The organism is Alteromonas sp. PRIM-21 (genome assembly GCF_027563165.1).
Lineage (GTDB): Bacteria > Pseudomonadota > Gammaproteobacteria > Enterobacterales > Alteromonadaceae > Alteromonas > Alteromonas macleodii_A.
Window position 1 is genome coordinate 218,476 of record NZ_JADOEK010000004.1, and the last position, 25,146, is coordinate 243,621.

A 25,146-nucleotide genomic window follows, 5' to 3' on the forward strand; every position below is an offset into this window, starting at 1 on the left:
TATGGTATCAACAAGAAAGGTCCACGAAGCAGACCGGCCCCCCTTTGAAGCTTGGCTAGACAGTCTTGAGCTGAGTGCAGAAACAAAAGATAAGCTAAGTGCAGTGTCTTCCATTCCTGAGCGGCTATTGGTTGGCCAGGAAATGGTTGAGATTTTGTGTCAACTTAATATGGATGATGCAACGCTTCAGGCTGCCCTGGTGTTTCCTTATTGCGAACAGCACGCTTTAAGTGAAGAAGATATTGTTGATGAGTTTGGTGGGGAGATTCGAGACCTTATCGTTGGCGTGCGTCGTATGGATGCCATTAAGTCGTTACATGCCCGTAAAGTGAACGGCTCTGGCTTTGCTGAAAGATCGGACGAGCAGCACATAGACAGTATTCGTCGTATGCTTCTTGCGATGGTAGAAGACGTACGCGCCGTTGTTATTAAGATGGCCGAGCGTATTTGTGCACTTCAACAGGTTAAAAAAGCCGACGAAGAAACCCGTGTTATGGTGGCTCGCGAGTGCGCCAGTATTTATGCACCATTGGCAAACCGCTTGGGTATTGGGCAGTTAAAGTGGGAACTAGAAGATCTTGCGTTTCGTTACTTACACCCTGTCACCTACAAACAAATTGCTAAACAGTTAGATGGCAAGCGCAGAGAGCGCGCCGAGTACATAGAGACCATAGTAGGCGACTTGCAAGGCTTACTTGATAGCGAAGAAATTCGCGCAGAGGTTTATGGTCGCCCCAAGCATATTTTCAGCATTTGGAAAAAAATGCAGAAAAAGCGCCTTACGTTCGAGCAGCTTTTTGATATTCGTGCAGTACGTATTATTGCCGAGCGACTACAAGATTGCTACGCAGCGTTAGGTACCGTTCACGCAAGCTATAAACATTTACCTAACGAATTCGACGATTATATCGCAACCCCTAAACCTAACGGTTACCAGTCTATACACACGGTGATTGTGGGGCCTGAAGGAAAATCGGTTGAGATTCAAATTCGTACCCAAAAAATGCATCAGGACGCAGAACTTGGTGTGGCTGCTCACTGGAAATATAAAGAGGGCAGTACGGGTAAACAATCCGGCTATGACGAGCGCATAAATTGGCTTCGCCGCATACTTGCATGGCAAGAAGAAGTGGCTGAATCGGGTGACTTGGTTGAAGAGCTTCGAAGCCAAGTGTTTGACGATAGGGTGTACGTGTTTACACCCAAAGGCGATGTTATTGACCTTCCCCAAGGCGCTACGCCTCTAGATTTTGCCTACTACATTCACAGTAACGTAGGCCATCGCTGCATAGGCGCAAAAGTGAATGGGCGAATAGTACCTTTCACTTATTTACTGCAAAGTGGCGACCAAATAGAAGTATTAACCGGGAAAGAGCCGAACCCAAGTCGCGACTGGATGCATCCAGGCCTTGGCTATGTGCATTCGTCGCGAGCACGCGCCACTATCCACTCCTTCTTTAAAAAGCAGGACAGAGATAAAAACCTTGCTGCCGGTAAAGAGCTGCTAGAGCGGGAGCTTCAGCGTGCCCACTTGCCTGCTAAAGTGCCTAATGAGGCGTTTGAGAAGTTTAATTTACAAACCCTTGACGACTTATACACTGCGGTAGGTGCCGGTGATGTGCGCGTTATGCAGGTGATTAACTTTATTCATCACTTGCAAGAGCCACCAGCCCCCGAGCCTGAAATTAGCCCTAAGGTAAAAACACGCAAGACTGCGGCAGGCACGGGTAAAAAAGACGCGGTAGTAGTACAGGGCGTGGGGCACTTAATGAGTCAGCTGGCTAACTGCTGTAAGCCGGTTCCCGGCGAAGCTATTTTAGGCTATATCACCCAAGGCCGTGGCGTAAGCGTTCATAAAGAAAGCTGCAGTCAGCTGCAGCACTTGTTGTCACAGCACCCTGAGCGCCAAATCGAAGTGAATTGGTCACATGAGCTTAAAGTGGGTTTTGAGACAGGCATTGATATATTTTGCCACGATAGAAATGGCCTATTACGCGACATTACCACGGTGTTGGCGAATGAAAACGTGCCGCTCTTAGGGGTAAACAGCTTAAGTGATAAAAACAGGCAGACGGCACTTATCACCATATCTATCGAGGTTAATGATCTTGAGAGAGTGTCAAAAGTCTTAATCCAATTGCGACAGCTTAAAGGCGTGACAGATGCAAAACGCAAGCAAAGCTAGCCTTGGAGAAATGCAGCGGCTGCTTGATATTATGACGCAGCTGCGCGACCCGCAATCTGGCTGTCCATGGGATGTGAAACAAACCATGGAAAGCCTAACTCGCTACACCATAGAAGAAGCCTATGAAGTGGCTGATGCTATTGCCGTTGGTGATATGCACGATATCAAAGATGAGTTGGGTGACTTGCTGTTTCAAGTGGTGTTCTATGCGCAGATCGCCAGTGAATCAAAGGAATTCTCTTTTGACGATGTGGCGCAAAGCATTAGCGATAAGCTGGTGCGCCGGCACCCTCATGTCTTCGGTGCACGGCCAGACGATGAAGTAAAAAGCGATGAGTTAAGCGTTACAAACAAAGAACGTACGCCATTGAGCGACAGCGCTTTAAACGCACAGTGGGACGCAATTAAAGCCCAAGAAAAGCAACTTAAAAAGCAGCGTTTAAAGCAAGACGAAGCAATAGAAACCAGTATTCTAGATAGCGTACCCAAAGGTATGCCGGCACTTATGTACGCGCAAAAGCTGCAAAAAGCCTGTGCAAAGGTAGGCTTTGACTGGCCTGACGCCGCGCCTGTTATTGATAAAGTACGCGAAGAAGTAGAAGAGATTCAGCAAGAGCTTGATACGAAGCAACGCCTTCTATGTGAAAACAGTGCTGACCAAAACTCTTCAAGTAATAGTGTACGTGATAACCAGCAGGCTATCGAAGAAGAAATTGGCGATGCGCTTTTTGCCATGGTTAATCTGGCAAGGCATTGCAAAGTGGATGCTGATACCGCGCTTCGCAACGCCAGTAACAAGTTTGCCAACCGTTTTAAAGGTGTAGAGCGTTTAGCTGCAAAGCAGGGCGAGAAGCTTGACGCATTGACTTTAGATGAAATGGAAGCGCTGTGGCAGCAGGTTAAACAATCTTCTCATGCTAAGTGATTTGCTTTAGCTACGATTTCAAAACACTGTCGCCGATTATTCAACGTCTAGTTTGTCTCAAAGGTGTTGGACTACTTGTATATAAATATATCACGCGTTAAGGCAAAAAATTAGACCAATGTAGATGGAAACTTTGCCATTTTGTCATATGTTTAATAAGTAGGTTTGATTTACGACAAGGGCATGTAGATCCAATTTGTCTATAATCTGTGTATAAAACTAGCACGTTGGAATGGTGCTTAGCCGGTGTTGAGTAACAACACTGACCACGGAGTTGGACTGGATTGGGCGTAACTGTTTTATGAAAAAAATACTGTATTTATCGTTAGGGTTGTTTTTAACGTGTTTAGGTATTGTAGGTGCCTTCTTGCCCGTAATGCCGACAACGGTATTTTTGATAGGCGCACTTTTTTGTTTCACTAAATCTTCACCGCGCCTTGAGAGTTGGCTTATTCAGCACCCCAAATATGGGCCTAGTCTGGTTGCGTGGCGTAAACACGGTGCAATATCTAAGAAGGTAAAATGCATAGCGTGTTGCAGTATGCTGATAAGTTTTATTCTTATTTGTCTATTTGCATCAATGCCGATCCCCGCTTACATAGGTATTGCAATGTTTATGGGAGTAGGCGCATATTTCGTAGTTACGCGCCCCAATATGCCTGCTGTATAGCATTTTTGTCAGAACTCAAAAAGCCTTCTCTCAGGTTAGCTTTAACTTTTTTGGCAGCTGTCGTGCTGCGACTAGCCGAAGTGTTCTAACGGTTTCTACCTAGTCGCTCGTGACTGCTCACCCATTCATCCGCGACTACTGCAGAACCCAGAGATAGATCCCCACATAGTACTGTCGCTGCAACAATCTCGGCAAACTTGTTAACGCTACCTCTTTCTGTACAGCCAAGTACGCTTAAGCATTCGTTTTGTGTAGCTAAGCCGGTTCCGCCACCGTACGTAGCAACAATTAACGATGGAATCGTAACAGAGAAATAGTAATCTCCATTTGGCGTAATCTCAGCGTAGGTAAACCCGGCCGACGATTCAGCCACATTAGCTACATCTTGCCCGCAAGCGATGAACATAGCGGTGATGCCGTTGGCGAAGTGGGCGCCATTGTTAACACTACCGGCCATCATCGCGCCCATATTTGAATATTGACGCTGTTTAAACAAGGCTTCAGGCGGGCAATGCATAATGTCCGTCATAAGTTGCTTTGGTAGGGTGACTTCTGCGACAACGCGCTTTCCGCGGGTATGCAGCGAATTTAAGTGCGAGTGCTTTTTATCGGTATCAAGGTTTGCTGCCAGCACAAAGTGCTCAATAGAGCCCGAATAGTTTGCCTGTATCCACTCGCAGCCTGCCTTAGTGGCTTTGCTTACCATGTTTTGCCCAGCCGCATCACCACAGGTAAAGTTGAATCTTAGCCAACGAAGCTTAGAGGCGGCATATTGCTCGATATCTCTAAGTTTTCCCACGCTGGTGGTGTCATCACAGGCGAGCTTTATGGCATTGAAGTTCTGTTCGACCCATTTGCCAAATGCAAGGGCTTCTCGAGCATCAGAAAACGCAAACATAGGTGCTCGCTGCATGGCATCGTCAATGACGGTGGTGGTTACGCCCCCTGCTTCTTTCGTTAAGCGCATACCTCTACTGTAGCTGGCTGTTAGCGTGCCTTCTGTTGTTGCCATCGGAACATAGAATTCGCCTTTGGCGTACTCTCCATTTATCAAAATTGGGCCAGCAAAGCCAATAGGTACCTGTGCAACACCAGTGAAATTCTCGATATTTCCCGATAGTGAGTCGGGCGGTATGGAATAGTGAGCTAAATGATTGAGTTTAGTACCGGTTTCGCGCGAAATAAATTCGCGGCGGGTCTGACTCATATCATGGGTATAGTCGTTGTCTGAGGAACGCGGGATCTTAGGCATATGGCCACTCCTTTTATTTTCATAATAGGAGTGCTGGTATCAGATGAACACTGTTTACAATTTATACATACAGATAAATGCAGCCTATAAAGAATTACCCATCAATTATGACGTCCTATCGTTTTGGAAAGAGGGGGAGTGAATAGCGCAGTTATATGCCTTGAATGTAAGATTTCATAAGGTGGAATAGTGTGAGTGTGACAACAGATTATGATGTAATGCGCGCTCTGTATAATGGACTTATGGATAATCATGCCAAAGACACTTTTTAAGCCTTCACTTTTCATCATGGCATTGTCAGCATTCAATTTACCTATATTTGCGCCTAACGCTTATGCTCATGAAGATGAACACGATGAGCACCATGAAGAAAAAGTCGAAAAAATAGTGGTTCAAGCAACGCGCTCGGGTCGCATAGCCGATGATCAGCCTGTTCGGGTTGAATTGATTAACCGAGAAGAAATTCGGGAAAAGGCTGCCATGCGACCGGGCAATATTTCTATGTTGGTCGCCGAAACTGGTGGTGTGAGAATGCAAACCACATCACCTGCCCTTGGCAGTGCTAATATTCGTCTTCAAGGTCTGTATGGCCGTTATACCCAGCTTTTATCTGACGGGCTGCCACTTTACGGTAACCAATCAGCGTCAATTGGACTACTTCAAATTCCCCCTACAGACTTAGGGCGCGTTGAAATTATCAAAGGTTCTGCGTCATCTCTTTATGGTGGCTCAGCGCTTGGTGGTGTTATCAATCTTGTCTCTCGTCGCCCAAAAGATGAGTTTGAAGGAGAAGCGTTGGTGAATTTCACCACTCGTGACGGGCAAGACTTCACTACCTATATGGCAACGCCTTTCAGCGACAGCCTAAGTGGCTCGGTGACTGCTGGTGCGCATCATCAAAGTGAGAAAGATCTCGATAACGACGGCTGGGCCGACTTGGCCGGCTATGAACGTTACACGGTAAGGCCGCGTATTTTCTGGGAAGGAGATGAGGGCGAGCGCCTTTATTTTACAACCGGTTATATGACGGAAAATCGCCAAGGTGGCACTGTAGGTGATGCAACTGTAGGAACCGGAGAAAATGCTGTCTCTTTTATTCGTGGGCTTGAGTCAGAGCGCATTGACAGTGGTCTTGTGTTTGAAAAGCCCCTTGGCGATACACTTACCCTTAATTCACGCTTTTCAGCAATGTCGCAAGAACATACGCACCAATTCGGCAATGAGTTATCAGGCTTAGAAAGTGATCAACACGAAAGTTACCTCGCGGAAACTAGTTTGGCCGGCTACACAGACAAGAGTGATTGGTTGGTGGGAGTTGCCTATCAATCTAATATTTACGATTCGGATACTTTTGAATCTTTTGATTACAGCTATGAGGTTCCGGGTATCTTTACCCAGGTGGACTATCAAATAAGCGATGAATTGACAACGTCAGCGAGTGCAAGGCTAGACGATCACAGTGAATATGGTACTCAATTTAGCCCACGAGTATCGTTTTTATATCGCCCAGGCGACGTGACGATAAGAGGTTCTTATGGCGAGGGCTATTTCGCCCCCACGCCTTTTGTTGAAGAAATCGAAGCTGCGGGACTGTCGCGTTTATTACCAATAGATGGCCTTCAGGAAGAGCAAGCGCAGACCGCATCTTTAGATGTTACTTATCGTTTTGATGATATTGAAACCAGTCTTACCTTATTCGGCTCTAACGTTGATAACGTGACTCGCTTAGAAACTGTAGAAACGAGCGACGGGACACCGCCTACAAACGTACGCTTGGTAAACGCAGAAGGTGAATCGAAAATTAGAGGTTCTGAAGTCTTACTTCGCTACTATTGGAAAGACCTGAAGTTAACCGCAAGCTATCTTTACCTAGACGCGACAGAAGAAGTGCCCAATGCTAGTGGTAGGCGAGAGCTCGCGCTAACACCTCAGCATTCAGCTGGCTTTGTAGCTATGTGGGAGCAGCACGGCAAGTTTATGCTAGGTTTTGAGGCTTACTATACTGGCGTTCAGCGTGTAGACGATAACCCGTACATAACCCATACCAAGCCTTATTGGCATTTAGGTTTACTCGGACAAATAACGACAGGGCGCTACAGCTGGTTCTTAAACCTAGAAAACCTGCTTGATGTTCAGCAAACTGATGAGCACCCGTTATTGTTGCAGTCACAGGCACCAAGTGGTCGTTGGACAACCGACATCTGGTCACGCAACGATGGTTTTATTGCCAATGCAGGTGTTCGCATTAAATTTGGTGGATAGGAAGTAAACAAGACGCTGGCAGTCGATTAAGATTGCAGAAAAAGCGACGCAGCCAAGGCTGTAAAGCGGCGTCAATAAAGCAGCATCGATTAAGTGGCATTGATTAAGTGAAGGTGGAAAGTTAGTGAAACATCCACCTTTACTTATCAAGCTGCTATGTGAACTAAGCTTTAGTATCTAATCTTGCTTGAAGGGCGGCGATTTCTTCCCTGCGCTTTCTATCTGCTAGCGGGCGATTAGCTTTTTCAGGCGCGTTTTGGGCACGATTTAAAAATGCCTGAGCCTTTTCATATTCTCCATCGTCAAAAAGGTACTCGGCATAAAAGAAGTTTTGGTCCATGCCTTGCGGATTAATTTCGAGTGCACGCTTAAACAGCTTTTCAGCTTTTTTGTCACTACCAAAACTCACAGGCCAGCCCGGCACTTTGTGATAAAGCGCGGCTAGTACGGTTAGTGCTGTTCCGCCTAGCACTGATTCTTCTTTTTCGATGGCGCGTTCTAAATTTTCTTTCGCACTTTCAGCAAAGTCTAGGGCGCCTAACCCTCCTTTGGCACTTGCTGTGCTGGATTGAGAAATAGCCAACCAAGTAAGTGACTCTGCACTATTCTCGGATTGCTCTACGAGTTTAGTAGCTTGTTCGATAAGTTCTGAAAAAGCGCTAAGTTGCGCATCGCCCTCTAATTGATAGTTCACAGTTGCCCACTGTTGTTGAAGCTTAAGTAGCTCATCGGGTGACGCCGCTACCGGAGTGATAAGTGCCGCTGATGCTAATCCTGCGATAACAAGTGAGGAAAGTCGTTTTTTTATTGTCATAAAAATACCGGATAAAAGAGTTTAATTAGATAAAGAGTATGGCCATTAGAGCGTGGCCAATATATGTAAAGAAAGGCTGCATTTAATACTGAAGTTTGTTTAACCCATTGTGAACAATATCGGTTTGCTCGCCCCGTTTTCTGAAGGGAAGGGAATAACTAATTGATATGTTTGTTAGTGCGAGCAGCACAAAAACTGGTGCTACAAAGTGGGGTCTTTTCATTAGAGTTATTAGAAGAATTGAATGCAACGGACGTACAGTACCTTAACTCAGTTTCTGTGTCATCGGCTGATGATGGAATTTTATCCATGTTTTTTGTTGTTAGGGGTTCGCATTTCCTTCAATTCCTGTATAATTCGCGCCCTGCCCAGTTACGCCCACCTTTGGGAAGGTGGAAGAATCAGCCGGCTCGAAGGGGTCTTTGTGTTGATTTTAAGGTGATTTCTGGTGTTCAGAAATCAGTAACGACGATATTATTCGGGTGAATTTGAAAATGAAAACTTTTGTTGCTAAGCCAGAAACGGTACAACGTGACTGGTATGTGGTAGACGCCACAGACAAAACTCTAGGCCGTTTGGCTTCTGAAATCGCACTACGCCTTCGTGGTAAGCATAAGCCAGAGTACACACCTCACGTGGACACTGGTGATTACATCATCGTAATCAACGCTGAAAAAGTTGCGGTTACAGGCCGTAAAGCGCAAGACAAAATGTACTATGCGCACTCTGGTTACCCAGGTGGTCTTAAAGAGACAAACTTTGAAAAACTAATTGCTCACAAGCCAGAAATGGTTCTTGAAAAAGCAGTTAAAGGCATGTTGCCAAAAGGCCCTCTAGGTCGCGCAATGTTCCGTAAAATGAAAGTTTACGCTGGTGCAGAACACTCTCACGCAGCACAGCAACCACAAGTTTTGGACATTTAAGGAGCTATTAACATGGCAGATACTCAATACTACGGCACAGGCCGCCGCAAAAGTTCTACTGCTCGTGTGTTCCTACGTCCAGGCACAGGTAGCATTAAAGTAAACCAACGCGCTCTTGACGAGTACTTTGGTCGTGAAACAGAGTGCATGGTTGTTCGTCAGCCACTTGAACTTGTTGAAATGACTGAAAAGTTTGACGTATACATCACTGTTAAAGGTGGTGGTTCTAACGGTCAAGCGGGTGCAATCCGTCACGGTCTTACTCGTGCTCTTATGGAGTATGATGAAGCACTACGTCCAGCACTTCGTAAAGCTGGCTTCGTTACTCGTGACGCACGTCGCGTTGAACGTAAGAAAGTTGGTCTACACAAAGCGCGTAAGCGTCCACAATTCTCAAAGCGTTAATTTTTACGTTTTTTGTATTGCAAAAACCCGGTTTATGCCGGGTTTTTTATTGCTTAAAATTCATTATAGAGCGTCGATTTCTAAAGTGCGTTGAAGCCTATCTTGCCGTTTATTTCATAACAAAGGTTTAATTTGTGCGTGCTATATCGCCAAATATTCTTCAAAACCTTGATTTTAGGCTTTTCTCTCACTAAACCTAAACACACTAATTGAATTAAATTATCGCTTAAATATCAGTAAAACCTTGTGTTTATAAGGGCTTTTCTTTTATCATTTGCGGTCGAAAATTTTGAAAACTTTCGTGACCTCGTAAACCAGTAAATTTTTGCTGTTACGTTGCTGTCATGACAAGCCATATGATGCATGACGCAAGCGTGATAAAACCAGTATAAGCTTGGGTTACACATCATAATTATCCAAACTTGGAGAAATGTGGATGAGCAATGTATCTGTAGATGCAACAGAGTCTGCACACAATGAAAACCAGCCAGAAAACAACACTCGTCGTCGGTTCTTGACCGTTGCCACGTCGGTAGTTGGTGGTGTAGGTGTCGTTGGTGCTGCTGTGCCTTTTATTGCGTCCTGGAATCCAAGCGCCAAAGCGAAAGCAGCCGGTGCTGACGTTGAAGTAGATATCAGCGGGATTGAGCCTGGACAATTAGTACGTGTAATGTGGCGAAGCAAGCCTGTATGGATTGTACGTCGTACGCCTGAAATTCTTGAAGAACTAGGCACACACGAAGATAAGCTGAAAGATCCTAACTCTGAAGCTGAGCAGCAACCTACTTTTGCTCAAAATCGTTTCCGTTCGATGAAAGAAGAATACCTGATTCTAGTGGGTATCTGTACGCACCTAGGTTGCTCTCCACAGCACCTTAAAGACGGCGCTTTCGAAGAAGTGGTTGAGGGTGTGCCAGATGGTTTCTTCTGTCCGTGCCACGGTTCTAAGTTTGATATGGCAGGACGTGTATTCCAAAACGTACCGGCACCATTAAACCTAGTTGTGCCGCCTTATCAGTTCGTTGATGACACTACGGTTATCATCGGCTCAGAAGCGGAGGTTGCTTAACATGAATGCTTTCCTAGGTTGGATTGAAGAACGCATCCCAATGATGCGCGTTGCGAATATGCACGCTCTTCAATATCCTGCTCCAAAGAACATGAACTTTTGGTATGTGTTCGGTTTTCTAGCTACTATCGTTTTGGTAAACCAAATTGTTACTGGTATTTGGTTGACCATGAATTTCGTTCCATCTTCAGAAGGCGCGTTTGCCTCTGTTGAATACATCATGCGTGAGATCGACTACGGTTGGATCATTCGTTACATGCACAGTACTGGCGCATCAGCGTTCTTTATTGTGGTATATCTACACATGTTCCGCGGCATGATTTACGGTTCGTACCAGAAGCCTCGTGAGCTTCTGTGGGTGTTTGGTATGTTTATCTACCTAGCGCTTATGGCTGAAGCATTCATGGGTTACGTACTGCCTTGGGGACAAATGTCTTACTGGGGTGCACAGGTAATCGTGTCGCTATTTGGTGCTATCCCTGTTGTTGGTCCTGATTTGGTTATCTGGCTACAAGGTGACTACGTTATCTCTGGCGCAACACTAAACCGCTTCTTCGCATTACACGTTATTGCATTGCCTTTAGTTATTGTTATTCTTGTGTTCCTTCACATTATCGCGCTACACGAAGTGGGTTCTAATAACCCAGATGGTATTGCAATTAAGCACAAGAAAGGTTCACTGCCTGAGTCTGAAAAGACCAAATATGAAATCCATGAATACTACACAAGCAAGTACGACATTGCTGATGACGTATTGCCGTTCTTCCCACACATCGTACTTAAAGACCTTGTGGCATTCTGTATTTTCTTAGCGCTATTTACTTATGTGTTGTTCTTTGCCCCTGAAATGGGCGGTAAATTCCTAGAGCACCCTAACTTTGAAATTGCTAACCCGTTGAAAACACCTGAGCATATCTTCCCAGTGTGGTACTTCACGCCGTTCTACGCAATTTTGAAAGCGGTACCTGATAAGTTGTTCGGTGTACTAGCTATGTTCGGTGCAATTGCTGCGCTATTCGCTCTGCCTTGGGTAGATCGTGGTCGCGTTAAGTCATGGCGCTATCGCTGTGGTCTGCACAAAGTAAACCTTATCGTGTTTGCAATTGTGTTTATCTTCCTAGGTTACCTAGGTGGTACGCCACAAGAAAACTGGAAAATCATTGCGTCGCAAGTTGCAACGGTAATGTACTTCGGTTTCTTCGTAGCACTGTTCTTGTACAGCAAAAACGAAAACACTAAACCTGTGCCAGAGAGGATTTCTAAATGAAAAAAATGATGTGCTTTTTAGCCTTCTTCCTACCTGGCGTAGCGCTTGCGGCAGGTGGGAACGTACACCTAGATAAAGCCCCTATCGATTTAACCGATAAGGCGTCTTTACAACGCGGTGCACAATTGTTCATGAACTACTGCTTAGGCTGTCACTCAATGAAGTATCAGCGCTATCAGCGTTCATTCCAAGACTTGGGTATTCCTGACGAACTAGGTCAAGAATACCTGCAGTTCACGGGTGAAAAAGTGTCTGACTACATCACACGTGCAATGCCCGAAGAAGCCGCTGCTGGCTGGTTCGGTGCTGCTCCACCTGATCTTACGCTTGTTGCACGTGTTCGTGGTGAAGACTGGATTTACACTTACTTGCGTTCTTTCTATGTAGACGAAAGCCGCCCGTTTGGTGTGAACAACACAGTATTCCCAGAAGTAGGTATGCCACACGTACTTCAACCACTTCAAGGTACGCCTACTCGTACTTACGAAGAGCAAATGGTTGATGGCGAAATGGTTAAGCGTTATGTAGGCATTAAGTCAGATGGTACTGGCGCAATGTCTCCTGATGAGTACGACCAAGCTGTTGCCGATATCGTGAACTTCCTAGAGTACACAGGTGAGCCTTCAAAACTGGAATCTCACAAAATCGGTAAGTGGGTACTTATCTTTATCGCAGTATTGTTTGTATTTGTTTACTTACTGAAGAAAGAATACTGGCGAGAAGTGCACTAATCGCACAGATTTATGTATAATATGAAAAGGGGGCTTCTCGCCCCCTTTTTTGGTATTTACTCGTGCTACCTGAAAACCCTTTTGTATAGAGTGTTCAGGTAGCACGAGTTAACGTAATAAGCTTACCGTTTGTAAGCGTAAACTTGTTTCTCGACGGAGGAAATTGAATGGCCGTAGCCGCGAATAAACGTTCTATTATGACGTTGTTCTCTGACACAATTGATATTTATAGCCACCAGGTGCGCATTGTGTTGGCAGAAAAAGGTGTGGGTGTTGAAATCAGCTACACAGATCCTAGCAACCTGTCTGAAGATCTGTTGGAGCTTAACCCTTACGGTACTGTTCCAACTCTAGTTGATCGCGAACTTGTACTTTACAAGTCGCATATCATCATGGAATACCTTGATGAGCGTTTCCCTCATCCACCACTAATGCCGGTTTACCCTGTATCACGTGGCCAAAGCCGTCTTATGATGCACCGCATTGAGCAAGATTGGTACTCGCTTGCTGCTCGTATCTTCCGTGGTGAAGGTGACGTAGAAGCAGCACGTAATGAGCTGCGTGAAGCCTTGCTTTCACTTGCCCCTGTATTTGGTGAAATGCCTTACTTCATGAGCGAAGAGTTCAGCTTAGTTGACTGCTACCTTGCTCCGCTATTGTGGCGTCTACCTGCACTAGGCATTGAACTAAACGGTGCTGGCAGCAAAGAAATTAACGCTTACATGAACCGCATTTTCTCTCGTAGTTCATTTAAAGCATCTTTGACTGACCAAGAGCGTGAGATCCACAACCCGCTATGACATCTATGACGTCAAACCAGCCCTATTTGCTTAGGGCTTTTTATGAGTGGATTGTTGATAACGATTTGACGCCGTACATTGTGGTTGATGCAACTAACGAGTTGGTAGAAGTACCACAAGAGTTTGTTAAAGACGGTCAAATTGTTTTAAACGTATCGCCAAGTGCGTGTGTTAATTTCTCTCTCGATTTAGATGGCTTGTCGTTTCAAGCACGTTTTTCTGGCCAGCCCAGAAGATTGAGTATGCCTTGTGAAGCTGTGATGGCTATATACGCAAGGGAAAACGGTGCAGGTACAGTATTTGCCACCGAAGAAGATATTGCCCGCGCGCAGCAAGAGCGCACTGAAGCACCTGAAGAAGCATCTCAACCGAGTGGACCAACGCCTCTGGAAGACGCTGACTCTAGCGATGTTCAAGATGCGCCTGTACCCCCTAAAAAGGGTAAGCCTAGCCTTAAGGTTATTAAGTAGCTAACTGGGCCATTTGCATGGCCGCTATTTAAAAACTTTCAGTGTATTGACGTAGTCTGGCTTTGCAAAGCTATTTGTTTAAGCAGAGCCAGCTATTATCTTTACATTCGCCCTATCTAATGTGTCTCTCCTCAATTCGAAGCTTGTATATTACGCCTCGAAATTAAGTATCCAACTACAAAGCTTGTGTCCTGATAAATACGAAAACACCCCATTACTTATAGGTAATAGGGCGCTAAAGTGGCTGATTCGCTTTAGATCTATTAACGAGTTCGCGTTATCACAACACGACTTGTTGGAAAATCGAAGCGATGGGCTTCGGTTAGTACAGACGTTGACAACCCTTCACGGCTTGGGTCATTAGCGTTTGCACTAGTTACCACACCTTGATGAAGCCTTACTGCATCTGCGAGGTCGTCCCTTACAACATCATAACCTGCGGCTTCTCCACCACCACCTGCTGCTCCTGCGGCGGGGCCAGGCATAGTTGCTGCTGTTTCTGTGTTGGCCTCTGTACCGGCGTCCCAGGTCACTGTCATGAATGTTTTCGCCTCACCCACAGCCATGTTACTTACGTTAGCTGCATTTAAGCCAGTAAACGCATCGTTGGTATTAACCAACATGGTCGTTACTGTAAGGCGCAGGTCGTCCGCATCTAACTCAGGTACCACCAACGTTAGTTCTGTTCCCATTGAGCGTGGGCCCAATATTCCCTCTGAACTTAGCGCATCTAAAAAGTCAGTAGATTCTGCTGCTTCACTGATTACCATCGACGGATCACCGCCTTCAGCCATGATTTCAATGCCCATACTTGCAGGCTCGCCTTCTTCAAAAGAATAAAAGCCTGGCTCGTGCAAGATGACAGCGGCAGGAGCAAAGGGTTGGGAGTAGGTCAAATTAGTAATCTGAACCGTGTAAACTGCTGAATTACCGTTGCTACCGTCTTGGCCGTCTTCACCATCGGCACCGTCTTGACCGTCGACGCCAGCTTCACCTTGAGGTCCCGCTGGCCCTTGAGGTCCTGTATCACCATCGTCGCCGCACGCCGCTAAAAGAGCTGATAGCATTAATAACGTACTGAGTTTTACTATTGGATTAGTCATAGTAATGGCTCCTTAAGATGCAGGAACAGTTATAACAACACGTGCAACGGGGTTTAACCAACGGTGTACAGTTGAATCTAAATCACTTGCACCTGAAGCATTGTCGGTGTCACCAAGCGCATTGCGGTGAATGTGTACTGGGCCATCTTCACCATCTTCTATTTCACCATTAACTACCTGTGCCCCCACACCTGTGCCGCCCGTACCTAAGTCAACGATACGAGTAGGTGCACCGCCGCCAGCAACACCAGGAACGCCATAGCCCCCTAGCGCATTTCCTGTACCGGCTTCAACGACGTCAGTACGCGCACTATTTAGCTCATCGTTCAACTCAGTGCCAGCATCGTAAGCATTAAGATAATACGTATAGGTGCCAGGTTCAGTAGGGATTTCAATACTGTCCATACCTACAAAGGCATCATTGGTCGGTATCAGCATAGACAGCAGTGAAAGATAAGGCTTGTCCATTGTGTCGAAGGGATAACTTAATGTTGCTTTCGGGGCTAGCAGACCACCAAAACGATGCCATGTGTTTGAGCCATTGTCTGTATCGACCGGACCCAATAACGCTTCAAAGTTAGCTCCGCTTGAGTCAGCGTTTTGTTCATCATCAATAACACCCGCTTCAGCAAGCCACGCTAAAGCCGATGAAGCTGGCTGTCCCACTTCAAAAGCGTCAACGGTCTCATCGTGCGCAATCACAAGGCGCGGCGTAAAGCTTTGTGCTTGGGTTAAGTTAGTAATTTCAACATCTAATGTAACCGCTTGGCTTACTGAAATTGTTGCGAGCGACAGTAGGGTAGCGCTAGCAAGTTTAGTGAATTTCATTTTCTTGTCCTTGTTTATGTATTAAATCGCATAAAAATTTAGGGCAGTAAAATTGTTAATTCATCACAAAAATCTCACAAAAAGCACACAGATTCGTCCCAAAAGATATCAATACCGTTAGAAATACAAGACTCGTGCGTTATATAAAAAAAATGTTGTTTATGTGGAATAAAATTCAAAACGCTCCGGTCTTGTTTTTTATCGGCGAATTAGGAGCGAGTTATGATCCTTATCATCTACAGCGGGAATAAGTTTCAACAAAACATATCGCAATGTTTGAGCAAGCATAGTTTTCTTTATGACGCAGTCTCTAATTTTCAATCAGCAGAATCCTTGCTAAAAGCACAACATTATTCACTTATAATCGTTGAATCGGCGCGAAATGCGATGTGCCTGCAGCGTATTAAAGCTTTAGTAGACGCTAACTCCGAAAGCTGGGTAGTGGCTGTTGAAAGTGATATGTCGACAGGAAATACGGCCTGTACGGAGGTAGATGAAGCAAATTATTATGAAGCGGGTGTTGATGACTACCTTACTGGTGCGTTTGACGAACGCATGTTTTCAGCACGTATTCGCTCTCATATGCGCAGAAGTATGCCCAACCGTGAGAATACGACAGCTTCCGGTGGTAGTGATGAGCGTATCGAGATAGGTCCGCTTAGCGTCGACTTGCGGTATCACAGCGTAACAATTAATGGGCAATTGTTGACACTGACAGCAAGAGAATTCACCTTGTTGAACTATTTCTGTAGGCATCCCAATCAGGTCTTTTCTCGCAATCAACTACTCAGTGAGGTATGGGGTTATAATCACGAAGGTTACGAACATACAGTAAACACCCATATTAATAGGCTACGCGCTAAACTCGATAAGATTAACAGTATTAAAAACGGCGGGCAGTTGGTACAGACCGTATGGGGCGTCGGATACAAACTTAATATAAATGCGTATACAGACAAGGCGCTAATTGCCTAAGCTATAATGCAAAAAATTGCTGGGCCCCTATTGAGGATGAATATTCTTTTTAGGCCTAAATTAAAAACAGGGTCGCCGTACCTAAAAAGGCGAAGATACCAACCACATCAGTGATAGTGGTAAGTATAACGCTTCCAGCGAGCGCAGGGTCTATTTTAAGGCGCTTCATAATCATAGGTAGGGTTGCGCCAGCAAGTGCCGCAGCAATCATGTTTACCATCATTGCAAAGGCAATAATAACGCCTAGCATGTAGTCTTGTTTCCATAGGGCAATGACAGAGGCAATAAGCACCGCCCAAATTGCGCCATTTAAAAAGCCGATAGCAATTTCTTTACTAATAAGCCAGCGAGAGTTACTAGCATTTACATGACCGAGCGCCATACCGCGAATAACGAGTGTTAGCGTTTGGTTACCAGCCACGCCGCCCATACTCGGTACTATGGTATTTAGAATAGCTAAAACGGCAAGCTGACTTAGCGTAGCTTCAAATAAGTCGCTTACCATAGCTGCCATTAGCGCAGTGACAAGGTTAACTGCCAACCACACGGAGCGACGTTTAGTACTTTGCATAACCGGTGCAAAGGTATCTTCATCGTCATCGAGACCGGCCATACTCATCATAGAGTGCTCAGCATCTTCACGAATGATATCAACTACGTCATCAATGGTAATTCGCCCCACTAGGCGATGATTTTCATCAACTACCGGAGCTGAAAGCCAGTTATAACGCTCAAATAGGCTCGCCACTTCATCGTCGGGCATGTTTACCGGAATGGCCTCTGACTCTTCGTCCATGACATCAGACACTTTGTCGTCGGTATCCGCGGTGAGTAGACGGGCAACCGGGATGATACCCACTAGGTTGTCGGTTCTATTTACTACATAGAAGGTGTCTGTATTTTCTGGTAACTCACCTTTTAAACGAATGTAACGTAGAACCACATCGATGGTAACATCAGGACGCAAAGTAATGGTGTCGGTGTTCATGATGAAACCAGCGGTTTCTTCACCGTAAGACAGTGCTTGCTCTGCGCGCACGCGGTCTTGTGCGTCCATTGAATCGAGAATGTCGGCCAATACTGGCTCGGGAAGACTGCTTAGCGTTTCTGCTAAGTCATCGGTATCCATCTCTTCAAGTGCATCAACCACATTGGCGGGGAGCATCTTTGTGATGATACCGTTTCGAACATCGTCAGACAGTTCTTCTAAAATGTCGCCGTGAAAATCGCTATCAATAAGCTCCCATAACTCGTCACGGGTTCTGCTTGGACTAGATTCAAGAATATGCGCAACGTCTGAAGGAGGAAGTTCAAGCAGAAGCTTACGTACAGATACAAATTGCCCGTTTATTAACGCTGCGTTGAGTGCACGTAATTGGGTTTGTACGTATTTAGAAACAAGCGCTTCTGCCATAAGGCGTTATTCCTACTATGCTGAGATGGAAAAATAGAGACTGTTTTAGCCTAAGTGTGCGTAGAATATCGCAATTATATTAAGTCTGTCATGATAATTGCGTGGCTTTTACGCAAGAATTTGGAATTACTAAGTTCGCTGTTGATTAATTCGTCAAGAGTGAGGCGTGTTGAGACTATTCGTCTTCGTTAAATCTGCCTTCAATTAGCTCCTCGATGGCAGCAAGTGCATCGACCGCGTCATCACCATCGACAATAACATCTACCTGTTCGCCCTGATGACTTTCCAGCATCATCAAGCCTAAAACGCTACTTGCATCGGCTTCTTTATCACCTTTTTTCAAAATGATTTTGGCATCAAATTGATTAGCAAGCTTAACCAATTGCGTGGCTGCTCTAGCGTGTAAACCTAGTTTATTAACGATAGTAAGCGTTTTTTGAATAGTCATTACTGGTTAAGCTCTCGGTGACGAATTTGAACATCAGGATGTATTTCACTGAAGGTTTTCGACAAGGTTTGGGCAATATAGACAGAGCGGTGCTGGCCGCCGGTGCAACCAATCGCTACCGTTACATAGCTTCTATTGTTGCGCTCTAGGTGAGGAAGCCATGTGGTCATTAAGTTCTGTATCTGCCAGATGAATTTTGTTACTACGGGCTGTGAGCCTAAAAATACCTCTACGGGGGCATCTAACCCAGTAAGGTGTCTAAGGTCAGGCTCCCAATGAGGGTTGGGAAGGAAGCGCGCATCAAAAACATAATCTGCGTCTTTAGGAATGCCATGTTTAAAGCCAAACGATTCAAACACCAGTACAAGGCGTGAGCTCTTCTTCCCTAAAATACGTTCCCGAATGAGTTCGGCGAGTTGGTGTATCGTTAGCTTATCTGTATCAAGGTATAAATCAGCGCGTTCAGTAATTGGAGCAAGGAGCGCAGATTCTGCTCTGATAGCTTCTGATAGAGACTTATTTAGTTTAGCTAAAGGATGAAGACGGCGAGTTTCGCTAAACCGCTTGACCAGTACGTCATCGCTTGCGTCAATGTACACTATAGTCATCGACCAAGAAGAAGGCAGGTAATCTAGAATCTCTACCAAGTCATCTGGATTTTTGGGAAGATTCCTTACGTCGATACTTACTGCAACTTGGTCGTATTCATCAACAACAGTATGGGTGAGGGTGGGAAGCAAATTTACTGGGATATTATCAACACAGTAATAACCTAAGTCTTCCAAAGCGCGAAGTGCGACAGACTTACCAGACCCTGAACGACCACTGATTATGATCAGCTTCACCTAAACTCTCCCTTATATTCTGGTTTCATCGCATACGCGTTGTTGAATAAAGCGCCTATCTATAATGTATAGGCTCTTATGGCTTAACTTAATGCAGAAATAATCTCGTCGCTGGTTGTTGCGCGGCGTATTGTTTTAATTGTTTCTTTGTCACTGAGCTTACCGGCTACGGTAGCCAGTGTTTGAAGGTGTCCTTCGGTTTGCTCTTCGGGAACGAGTAGCGCAAAAAATATGTCTACGGGCTTTTCATCTAGGGCATCAAAGTTGATAGCTGGTGTGCTTGTAACAACAATTGCTATTACCTTCTCAAGGCCAGCCAGGCGACCGTGAGGCAGTGCTATGCCGTTGCCAATACCCGTGCTACCCATACGTTCTCGAGCCATTAAGCTATTTAAAACCGTTGCCTGGTCAATGTTATCATTTTGCTTGGCAGCGATATCAGCGATGATCTCAAGAATTCGCTTTTTACTATTACACTGAACCGCACACTCGGTGCGGTCCAGACTTACGATGGCTTGTATATCCATGCTTAATTAACTACTAATGTTTTTTCAGTTTTTCCTTATGCTTGATTACCTGCCGGTCGAGTTTATCAACCATGCTGTCAATCGCCGCATACATGTCGGTATTTTCTGAGGATGCGAATACTTCAGCGCCACTTAAATGAACAGTCGCTTCGGCTTTTTGATTTAATTTTTCAACGTTCAGGATGACATGCACATTAGAAATGTGATCAAAGTGACGTTCAAGTTTGCTGAACTTCGTATCGACATAATTACGCAAAGAGTCGGTGATTTCGACATGATGACCAGTAAGGTTGATTTGCATATTTCGTCTTCCTTATATATTTAAGCCCGGTTAGATAAGGCTTTTGCGTTGGTTCGACGGCGGGATCGATAACGATTCCCGGTATTTTGCTATTGTTCGCCGAGCGACTTTTATGCCTTGCTCGGCCAACAACGAAGCAATCTTGCTATCACTTAGGGGCTTGCTAGGATTTTCCGCAGCCACTAACTTCTTGATCAATGCACGAATCGCTGTAGATGAACATTCACCACCTGACTCAGTTGCTACGTGGCTTGAGAAGAAATACTTCAATTCGAAGATACCACGAGGCGTATGCATATACTTTTGCGTTGTCACACGGGAAATAGTCGATTCGTGCATATCTACCATTTCTGCGACATCATTTAGCACCATTGGTTTCATCATTTCCGGGCCGTGCTCAAAAAAGCCCATTTGCTGCTGCACAATACAATTTGCGACCTTCATTAAGGTATCGTTACGAGATTCAAGGCTCTTTATGAACCACTTGGCCTCTTGCATGTGTGAGCGGATGAATTGTGAATCGCTACTGTTCTTAGCACGGCGACTCATTGCTGCGTACTGTTGATTTACGCTTAATTTCGGCAGACTGTCGGGGTTTAGCTCAACCACCCAACGGCCATTTTTCTTGGTTACTGAGACATCAGGAATAACGTACTCAGGCTCTTTAGTAACTAAAGCACTACCTGGACGAGGATTCAAGGTTTGAAGTAAACGCATTGCTTCGCGCAGCTGATCTTCTTTTAATCGGCTCTTACGCATTAGGGTGCGGTAGTCTTTACTGCTCAGTAAATCTGAATATTCCTCAATAAGCTGCTTCGCTTCAGCAAGCCACGGTGTGTCTTCTGAAAACTGGCGCAATTGCACCATAAGACATTCTTGAGGGGTACGAGAACCTGAACCAATGGGGTCGAACATTTGAATGCGCTTAAGTACACATTCTATTTCGTCCATTTCGATAGGCTCTTCAAGATCATCATCGTTGACCGCTTCTAAGATATCGTCAAGAGTAACGGTCAAATAACCTGATTCGTCAATCGAATCGATGATTGCAGTAGCAATGGCGCGGTCAGTATCCGAAAAATGAGTGAGCCGCATTTGCCAAAGCAAGTGCTCTTGGATGTCTTCAGTGGTCTCACCTTGGAATATTTGTTCATCATCATTAGATGGACCAGGTGCAGGCGCAGAAGAAGCGGAATAATACTCATCCCAAGTGCTGTCGATAGGTAGCTCATCGGGAAGGTCATTCTTCTCCAGTGCATCTCCTGCTTCTAGCGTGTCGCTTGATGCAGAAGCTGTCGCTTCAGCAGCGCTATTGTCACTATCGACATTGTTCTTTTCTACTTGTGGCTCGTCGCTACCTTCTTCCACTTCTAAAAGCGGATTAGAGTCGAGCGCTTCTTGAATCTCTTGCTGAAGATCAAGCGTAGAAAGCTGCAGCAGCTTAATGGCCTGCTGCAGCTGAGGTGTCATTGTAAGTTGTTGGCTAAATTTTAGCTGTAAAGATGGTTTCATCTACGTCTTATTTAAATGCTCTAAATTAAATATACCAGAGCGAAACTGAAAAATGACAATTCGGTTACACTAACTATAGCCTGAATTGTTCGCCTAGGTATACGTCCCTTACTTTTTGATTACTTAAAACCTGTTCCGCAGTTCCTTGCGCAATAAGCTCGCCATGACTCACAATGTACGCTTTTTCGCAAACATCCAATGTTTCGCGTACGTTATGGTCCGTGATAAGGATACCAATACCCCTATCTCGCAGATGCTGTATTATCTTCTTTATATCATTAACTGATATTGGATCAACACCGGCAAATGGTTCGTCTAACAAAATAAATTGTGGTTTTGCTGCCAGAGCTCGAGCAATCTCTACGCGACGCCGTTCTCCCCCTGACAAACTCATCCCCGTACTATTACGTATATGGTTGATATTAAATTCATCAAGTAGGGCATCTGCTTCTTCTTCTTGCTGTTGTGAATTTAAATCTTTACGGGTCTGCAAAATGGCCATGATATTTTCATGTACCGTAAGCTTTCTAAATATTGATGCCTCTTGCGGGAGGTAGCCTATACCGCGGCGTGCGCGCTCATGCATTGGCTGGTGAGTAAGCTCATTATCATCAATTTCGATCTTGCCTTTGTCTAAGTTGACCAAGCCTACAATCATGTAAAAAGTAGTGGTCTTACCAGCGCCATTAGGGCCGAGAAGCCCAACAATTTGACCGGTAGACACTGAAAGGCTTACATCGCGAACAACCTGTCGCGATTTATACGATTTAGCAAGGTTTTTAGCGCTCAAAGTTGCCATTGCTATTCATTGTCCTCGTTGTCTTTCTTAGACGATGTTTTACGAATGGTGTCAGGGGTAAACACTGTGGTTACACGACCTTCACCATCTTCACCGGCGCCACCCGTTGCAAGCAATTGTTCAGTAATCATATCGAACGTAATCTTATCACCTTGCACTTTGCTGGTATCTTGCTGTAGCTCAGCATTACCCGCCAGAGAAATAGTGCGATTAATTACTTCATAGCGAATTTCATTAGCTTTCGCTGATACTGGTGTACCGTCTTCTAGTGATTGAGAATAGCTTGCAGGGTTGCCACGAGCGATAAATATTTCACGGCCGCTGCCATCTGTAGCTATTACTTCTACTTCATCAGCTTCGATTAGGAGTGAACCTTGGGTAATAAGTACATCTTCCTTGTACAGAGCTGTTTTGTTTTTACCATCAATAAACTGGGTGTTTGACCCTATCTTAATGGGTTGTGAAAAATCTTCTTCACTGGCTGTTACCGCACCGCTAGCGATGGCAAGTAGAAGGCTAGTTGCTAGGGGAATAAGTCGTTTGTACATGATCTAAAAGCTCGTATTCTTGTGTGCGTAAATTCGCGTTAAACCCATTGCTTAAAATAAGGTATTGCGTACCCAGTATCTCAACGGGTTGATCAGATGTCATTTGTTTCGTGTCTAAATTTATCTGGATGTATTCCGTGGATAAACTTTTGACAAAATCATCGCTGGTTTGATTTTCAATAACAACGCTATCTTCAAGCTGAATTAATTCATTGTTATAAAGCGTTCCTTCCTCGGCAGTTACAACCCAAGGTGATGAAGCACTTTCTGTATAAAGGGTATATTTAGGTTGTTGGAACAAAACAAAGCCTAATTGGTCGTAGTGCTCCATCGACTCTGCAAAGACTTTGTGATTTAACTCACCATCTTGGTTGTACAAGGTCGTAGTTAAGTTTTTTGCCTTGTAGGCAGGCTTAAGCGCATCATTTTCGCTACTACCTTGAGTTTCAGGCTGCTCTTCCATCCACGTTGGGATGTACATCAGCATCGCTAAAATAAATAGCGCCGATATACTTAAACCTAAGCGATTAAAGCCAAACTGGCTCATACACTAGCTCCGAAAATGTCATTTGCAACGCCTTTAGCCTGCAAAATAGTATCCGATATTTCTCGAACCGCACCAAACCCACCTGGAAGTGTGGTGATCCAGTTCGCTTGTTTTGCAACAAAAGGGTGAGCATCGGCAACCGCAATTTTTACCGCTACGTGTTGATACATGCCAGTATCGGGCATATCATCACCTACGGCGGCAACTTCGCTGGGGCTTAACCCAAGGCTTTTCATTAACTCGCCAAGCGCGTCAGCTTTGTTTTCTTCACCCTGAATAATGTGCGCCACATTTAGCGCCTTCATTCTGTTTTCTACAATTGCTGAGCGACGCCCTGTTATAACGGCGACGTTCACACCATTACTTACCAAGGCTTTTACGCCATAGCCGTCGCGGGTGTGAAAAGCTTTAAGTTCTTCACCGTCGTTGCCCAAATAAATGCGTCCGTCTGAAAATACGCCATCCACGTCACACACCAGTAGCTTAATATTTGCTAACTGCTCAAAAAGTGCCTGGTCTAAATCGGTGTATAGAGTTGTCGCCATTTAGAGTACTCCCGCCTTTAAAAGCATGTGCATGTTGAAGGCTCCAACAGGGTTGCGCTTTTCATCGGTAACCATCAATGCGCTTATCTTATGGGTTTCCATTAGGTTTAGGGCTTCTACAGCTAGCTGCTCTGCTGTGGTTGTTTTGCCGCCTTTGGTCATTACATCTTCTACTGTCGCACTATGCACATCTATACGGGCATCAAGTATTCGGCGTAAATCACCATCAGTAAATACGCCTGTTAACGAACCATCAGGTGCGATAACACCAGTCATGCCTAGGCCCTTTTTAGAGATTTCCAAAAGTGCATCAGCAACGGTTGCATTTAAATTTACTAGTGGGATATCGCTGCCACTCAGCATGATATCACTCACTTTAAGCAGCAGCTTTCTACCTAAGCTACCGCCAGGGTGCGACAGCGCAAAATCGTCTGAAGTGAAACCTTTTTGGTCAAGCAGGGCTACCGCTAGGGCATCACCCATAACCAGTGTGGCCGTAGTGCTTGATGTGGGCGCCAGACCTAATGAACACGCTTCTTTTTCTACACTAATATCCAGCACTACATCTGCGTGTTGTCCTAACGAACTATCGGCACTGTTGGTCATTGCCACTACCAGTATACCTAAGCGCTTAACAACGGGCAGCAAGTTAACTAATTCATTGGTTTCACCAGAATTGGAAATGGCTAAGAGCACATCTCCTTTACTCAGCATGCCCAAGTCGCCGTGGTTGGCCTCACCGGGATGCATGAAAAAGGCAGGTGTCCCAGTGCTTGCGAGGGTAGCGGCGATTTTATTGCCGATATGTCCAGATTTTCCCATACCGCTTACAACCACTTTACCTTTGCAAGAGAAAAGAATGTTGCATGCAGTGATAAAGTCATCATTTAAGCGCTCTGCAAGGTTGGCAATAGCCTGCGTTTCAATGTCGATAACGCGCTTTGCCGATTCGATATAGTGCATCTGAGTTTGTGTATTCAT

Annotated in this window: 27 protein-coding genes; 12 read left to right on the plus strand and 15 right to left on the minus strand. The window is 45.1% G+C overall.

Annotated elements, in window-relative coordinates; translation table 11 throughout:
• The first annotated feature begins 1 nt into the window (after position 1).
• The 3 genes from relA (at position 2) to IW644_RS08730 (ending at position 3,780) form a co-directional block, all read left to right on the plus strand.
• On the plus strand, positions 2-2,185 hold the full coding sequence (gene relA, locus IW644_RS08720) for a GTP diphosphokinase (RefSeq protein ID WP_269917275.1): 2,184 nt from the start codon (positions 2-4) through the stop codon (positions 2,183-2,185).
• Complete coding sequence (gene mazG, locus IW644_RS08725; protein ID WP_269917276.1) at positions 2,163-3,110, plus strand: nucleoside triphosphate pyrophosphohydrolase; 948 nt, start codon at positions 2,163-2,165, stop codon at positions 3,108-3,110. The genes relA and mazG overlap by 23 nt, the downstream gene beginning before the upstream one ends.
• Positions 3,111-3,411: 301 nt before the next feature.
• Positions 3,412-3,780, plus strand: coding sequence for a YbaN family protein (locus tag IW644_RS08730; RefSeq protein WP_269917277.1), 369 nt, complete (start codon positions 3,412-3,414; stop codon positions 3,778-3,780).
• Positions 3,781-3,865: 85 nt separating this feature from the next.
• On the opposite strand, the gene IW644_RS08735 is transcribed toward IW644_RS08730, so the two are convergent.
• The gene (locus IW644_RS08735) at positions 3,866-5,032 is read right to left on the minus strand and encodes a hydroxymethylglutaryl-CoA reductase (RefSeq protein WP_269917278.1); all 1,167 of its coding nucleotides are present in this window, start codon (positions 5,030-5,032) and stop codon (positions 3,866-3,868) included.
• 252 nt (positions 5,033-5,284) lie between these two features.
• Between IW644_RS08735 and IW644_RS08740 the strand changes: the two genes are divergently transcribed.
• Positions 5,285-7,294: a TonB-dependent receptor plug domain-containing protein gene (locus IW644_RS08740; protein WP_269917279.1), complete on the plus strand. Its 2,010-nt coding sequence runs from the start codon at positions 5,285-5,287 to the stop codon at positions 7,292-7,294.
• Positions 7,295-7,457: 163 nt separating this feature from the next.
• Here the strand turns inward: IW644_RS08740 and IW644_RS08745 are convergent, their stop codons facing one another.
• On the minus strand, positions 7,458-8,108 hold the full coding sequence (locus IW644_RS08745; protein WP_269917280.1) for a hypothetical protein: 651 nt from the start codon (positions 8,106-8,108) through the stop codon (positions 7,458-7,460).
• 494 nt (positions 8,109-8,602) lie between these two features.
• Here IW644_RS08745 and rplM point away from each other — a divergent pair, with 494 nt between their 5' ends.
• The 7 genes from rplM to IW644_RS08780 all read left to right on the plus strand — a co-directional run bounded on the left by rplM (position 8,603) and on the right by IW644_RS08780 (position 13,773).
• Positions 8,603-9,031, plus strand: coding sequence for a 50S ribosomal protein L13 (gene rplM / locus IW644_RS08750; protein ID WP_012517329.1), 429 nt, complete (start codon positions 8,603-8,605; stop codon positions 9,029-9,031).
• 12 nt (positions 9,032-9,043) lie between these two features.
• Positions 9,044-9,436 (plus strand): 30S ribosomal protein S9, encoded by a 393-nt coding sequence (gene rpsI, locus IW644_RS08755; protein WP_014948330.1) that lies wholly within the window; start codon positions 9,044-9,046, stop codon positions 9,434-9,436.
• Positions 9,437-9,872: 436 nt separating this feature from the next.
• Complete coding sequence (petA, locus tag IW644_RS08760) at positions 9,873-10,505, plus strand: ubiquinol-cytochrome c reductase iron-sulfur subunit (protein ID WP_269917281.1); 633 nt, start codon at positions 9,873-9,875, stop codon at positions 10,503-10,505.
• Between the two features lies 1 nt (position 10,506).
• The gene (locus IW644_RS08765; protein WP_269917282.1) at positions 10,507-11,772 is read left to right on the plus strand and encodes a cytochrome b; all 1,266 of its coding nucleotides are present in this window, start codon (positions 10,507-10,509) and stop codon (positions 11,770-11,772) included.
• Positions 11,769-12,503: a cytochrome c1 gene (locus IW644_RS08770; protein WP_014948333.1), complete on the plus strand. Its 735-nt coding sequence runs from the start codon at positions 11,769-11,771 to the stop codon at positions 12,501-12,503. The genes IW644_RS08765 and IW644_RS08770 overlap by 4 nt, the downstream gene beginning before the upstream one ends.
• Before the next feature lie 167 nt (positions 12,504-12,670).
• Complete coding sequence (gene sspA / locus IW644_RS08775; RefSeq protein WP_012517332.1) at positions 12,671-13,303, plus strand: stringent starvation protein SspA; 633 nt, start codon at positions 12,671-12,673, stop codon at positions 13,301-13,303.
• Positions 13,300-13,773, plus strand: coding sequence for a ClpXP protease specificity-enhancing factor (locus tag IW644_RS08780; protein WP_269917283.1), 474 nt, complete (start codon positions 13,300-13,302; stop codon positions 13,771-13,773). The genes sspA and IW644_RS08780 overlap by 4 nt, the downstream gene beginning before the upstream one ends.
• 263 nt (positions 13,774-14,036) lie before the next feature.
• Here IW644_RS08780 and IW644_RS08785 read toward each other — a convergent pair whose 3' ends face one another.
• Positions 14,037-14,876 (minus strand): spondin domain-containing protein, encoded by an 840-nt coding sequence (locus IW644_RS08785; protein WP_269917284.1) that lies wholly within the window; start codon positions 14,874-14,876, stop codon positions 14,037-14,039.
• A 12-nt stretch (positions 14,877-14,888) separates the two neighbouring features.
• Positions 14,889-15,704: a spondin domain-containing protein gene (locus IW644_RS08790; RefSeq protein WP_269917285.1), complete on the minus strand. Its 816-nt coding sequence runs from the start codon at positions 15,702-15,704 to the stop codon at positions 14,889-14,891.
• 222 nt (positions 15,705-15,926) lie between these two features.
• On the opposite strand from IW644_RS08790, the gene IW644_RS08795 reads away from it, so the two are divergent.
• A complete protein-coding gene (locus IW644_RS08795; RefSeq protein WP_269917286.1) occupies positions 15,927-16,679 on the plus strand; it encodes a response regulator transcription factor in 753 nt (250 codons plus the stop codon).
• 55 nt (positions 16,680-16,734) lie between these two features.
• Here IW644_RS08795 and mgtE read toward each other — a convergent pair whose 3' ends face one another.
• The 11 genes from mgtE to IW644_RS08850 form a co-directional block, all read right to left on the minus strand.
• Entirely contained in the window at positions 16,735-18,093 is a 1,359-nt protein-coding gene (gene mgtE / locus IW644_RS08800; protein WP_269917287.1) for a magnesium transporter, read from the minus strand.
• Positions 18,094-18,268: 175 nt separating this feature from the next.
• Positions 18,269-18,541 carry an HPr family phosphocarrier protein gene (locus tag IW644_RS08805; protein WP_179982438.1) on the minus strand — a complete coding sequence of 91 codons (273 nt, stop codon included), beginning with the start codon at positions 18,539-18,541 and terminating at the stop codon, positions 18,269-18,271.
• Complete coding sequence (rapZ, locus tag IW644_RS08810; protein ID WP_269917288.1) at positions 18,541-19,386, minus strand: RNase adapter RapZ; 846 nt, start codon at positions 19,384-19,386, stop codon at positions 18,541-18,543. Before rapZ ends, IW644_RS08805 begins: the two co-directional genes overlap by 1 nt.
• Positions 19,387-19,469: 83 nt before the next feature.
• Positions 19,470-19,913: a PTS IIA-like nitrogen regulatory protein PtsN gene (gene ptsN / locus IW644_RS08815; protein WP_118490209.1), complete on the minus strand. Its 444-nt coding sequence runs from the start codon at positions 19,911-19,913 to the stop codon at positions 19,470-19,472.
• A gap of 13 nt (positions 19,914-19,926) precedes the next feature.
• A complete protein-coding gene (hpf, locus tag IW644_RS08820) occupies positions 19,927-20,214 on the minus strand; it encodes a ribosome hibernation promoting factor (protein ID WP_012517338.1) in 288 nt (95 codons plus the stop codon).
• 30 nt (positions 20,215-20,244) lie between these two features.
• Positions 20,245-21,726 carry an RNA polymerase factor sigma-54 gene (locus tag IW644_RS08825; protein WP_269917289.1) on the minus strand — a complete coding sequence of 494 codons (1,482 nt, stop codon included), beginning with the start codon at positions 21,724-21,726 and terminating at the stop codon, positions 20,245-20,247.
• 73 nt (positions 21,727-21,799) lie between these two features.
• Complete coding sequence (lptB, locus tag IW644_RS08830) at positions 21,800-22,525, minus strand: LPS export ABC transporter ATP-binding protein (RefSeq protein WP_118490207.1); 726 nt, start codon at positions 22,523-22,525, stop codon at positions 21,800-21,802.
• A gap of 2 nt (positions 22,526-22,527) precedes the next feature.
• The gene (lptA, locus tag IW644_RS08835) at positions 22,528-23,073 is read right to left on the minus strand and encodes a lipopolysaccharide transport periplasmic protein LptA (RefSeq protein ID WP_269917290.1); all 546 of its coding nucleotides are present in this window, start codon (positions 23,071-23,073) and stop codon (positions 22,528-22,530) included.
• Positions 23,042-23,620 (minus strand): LPS export ABC transporter periplasmic protein LptC, encoded by a 579-nt coding sequence (gene lptC, locus IW644_RS08840; RefSeq protein ID WP_269917291.1) that lies wholly within the window; start codon positions 23,618-23,620, stop codon positions 23,042-23,044. Before lptC ends, lptA begins: the two co-directional genes overlap by 32 nt.
• Entirely contained in the window at positions 23,617-24,165 is a 549-nt protein-coding gene (gene kdsC / locus IW644_RS08845) for a 3-deoxy-manno-octulosonate-8-phosphatase KdsC (RefSeq protein ID WP_269917292.1), read from the minus strand. The genes lptC and kdsC overlap by 4 nt, the downstream gene beginning before the upstream one ends.
• On the minus strand, positions 24,166-25,146 hold the full coding sequence (locus tag IW644_RS08850) for a KpsF/GutQ family sugar-phosphate isomerase (RefSeq protein ID WP_269917293.1): 981 nt from the start codon (positions 25,144-25,146) through the stop codon (positions 24,166-24,168).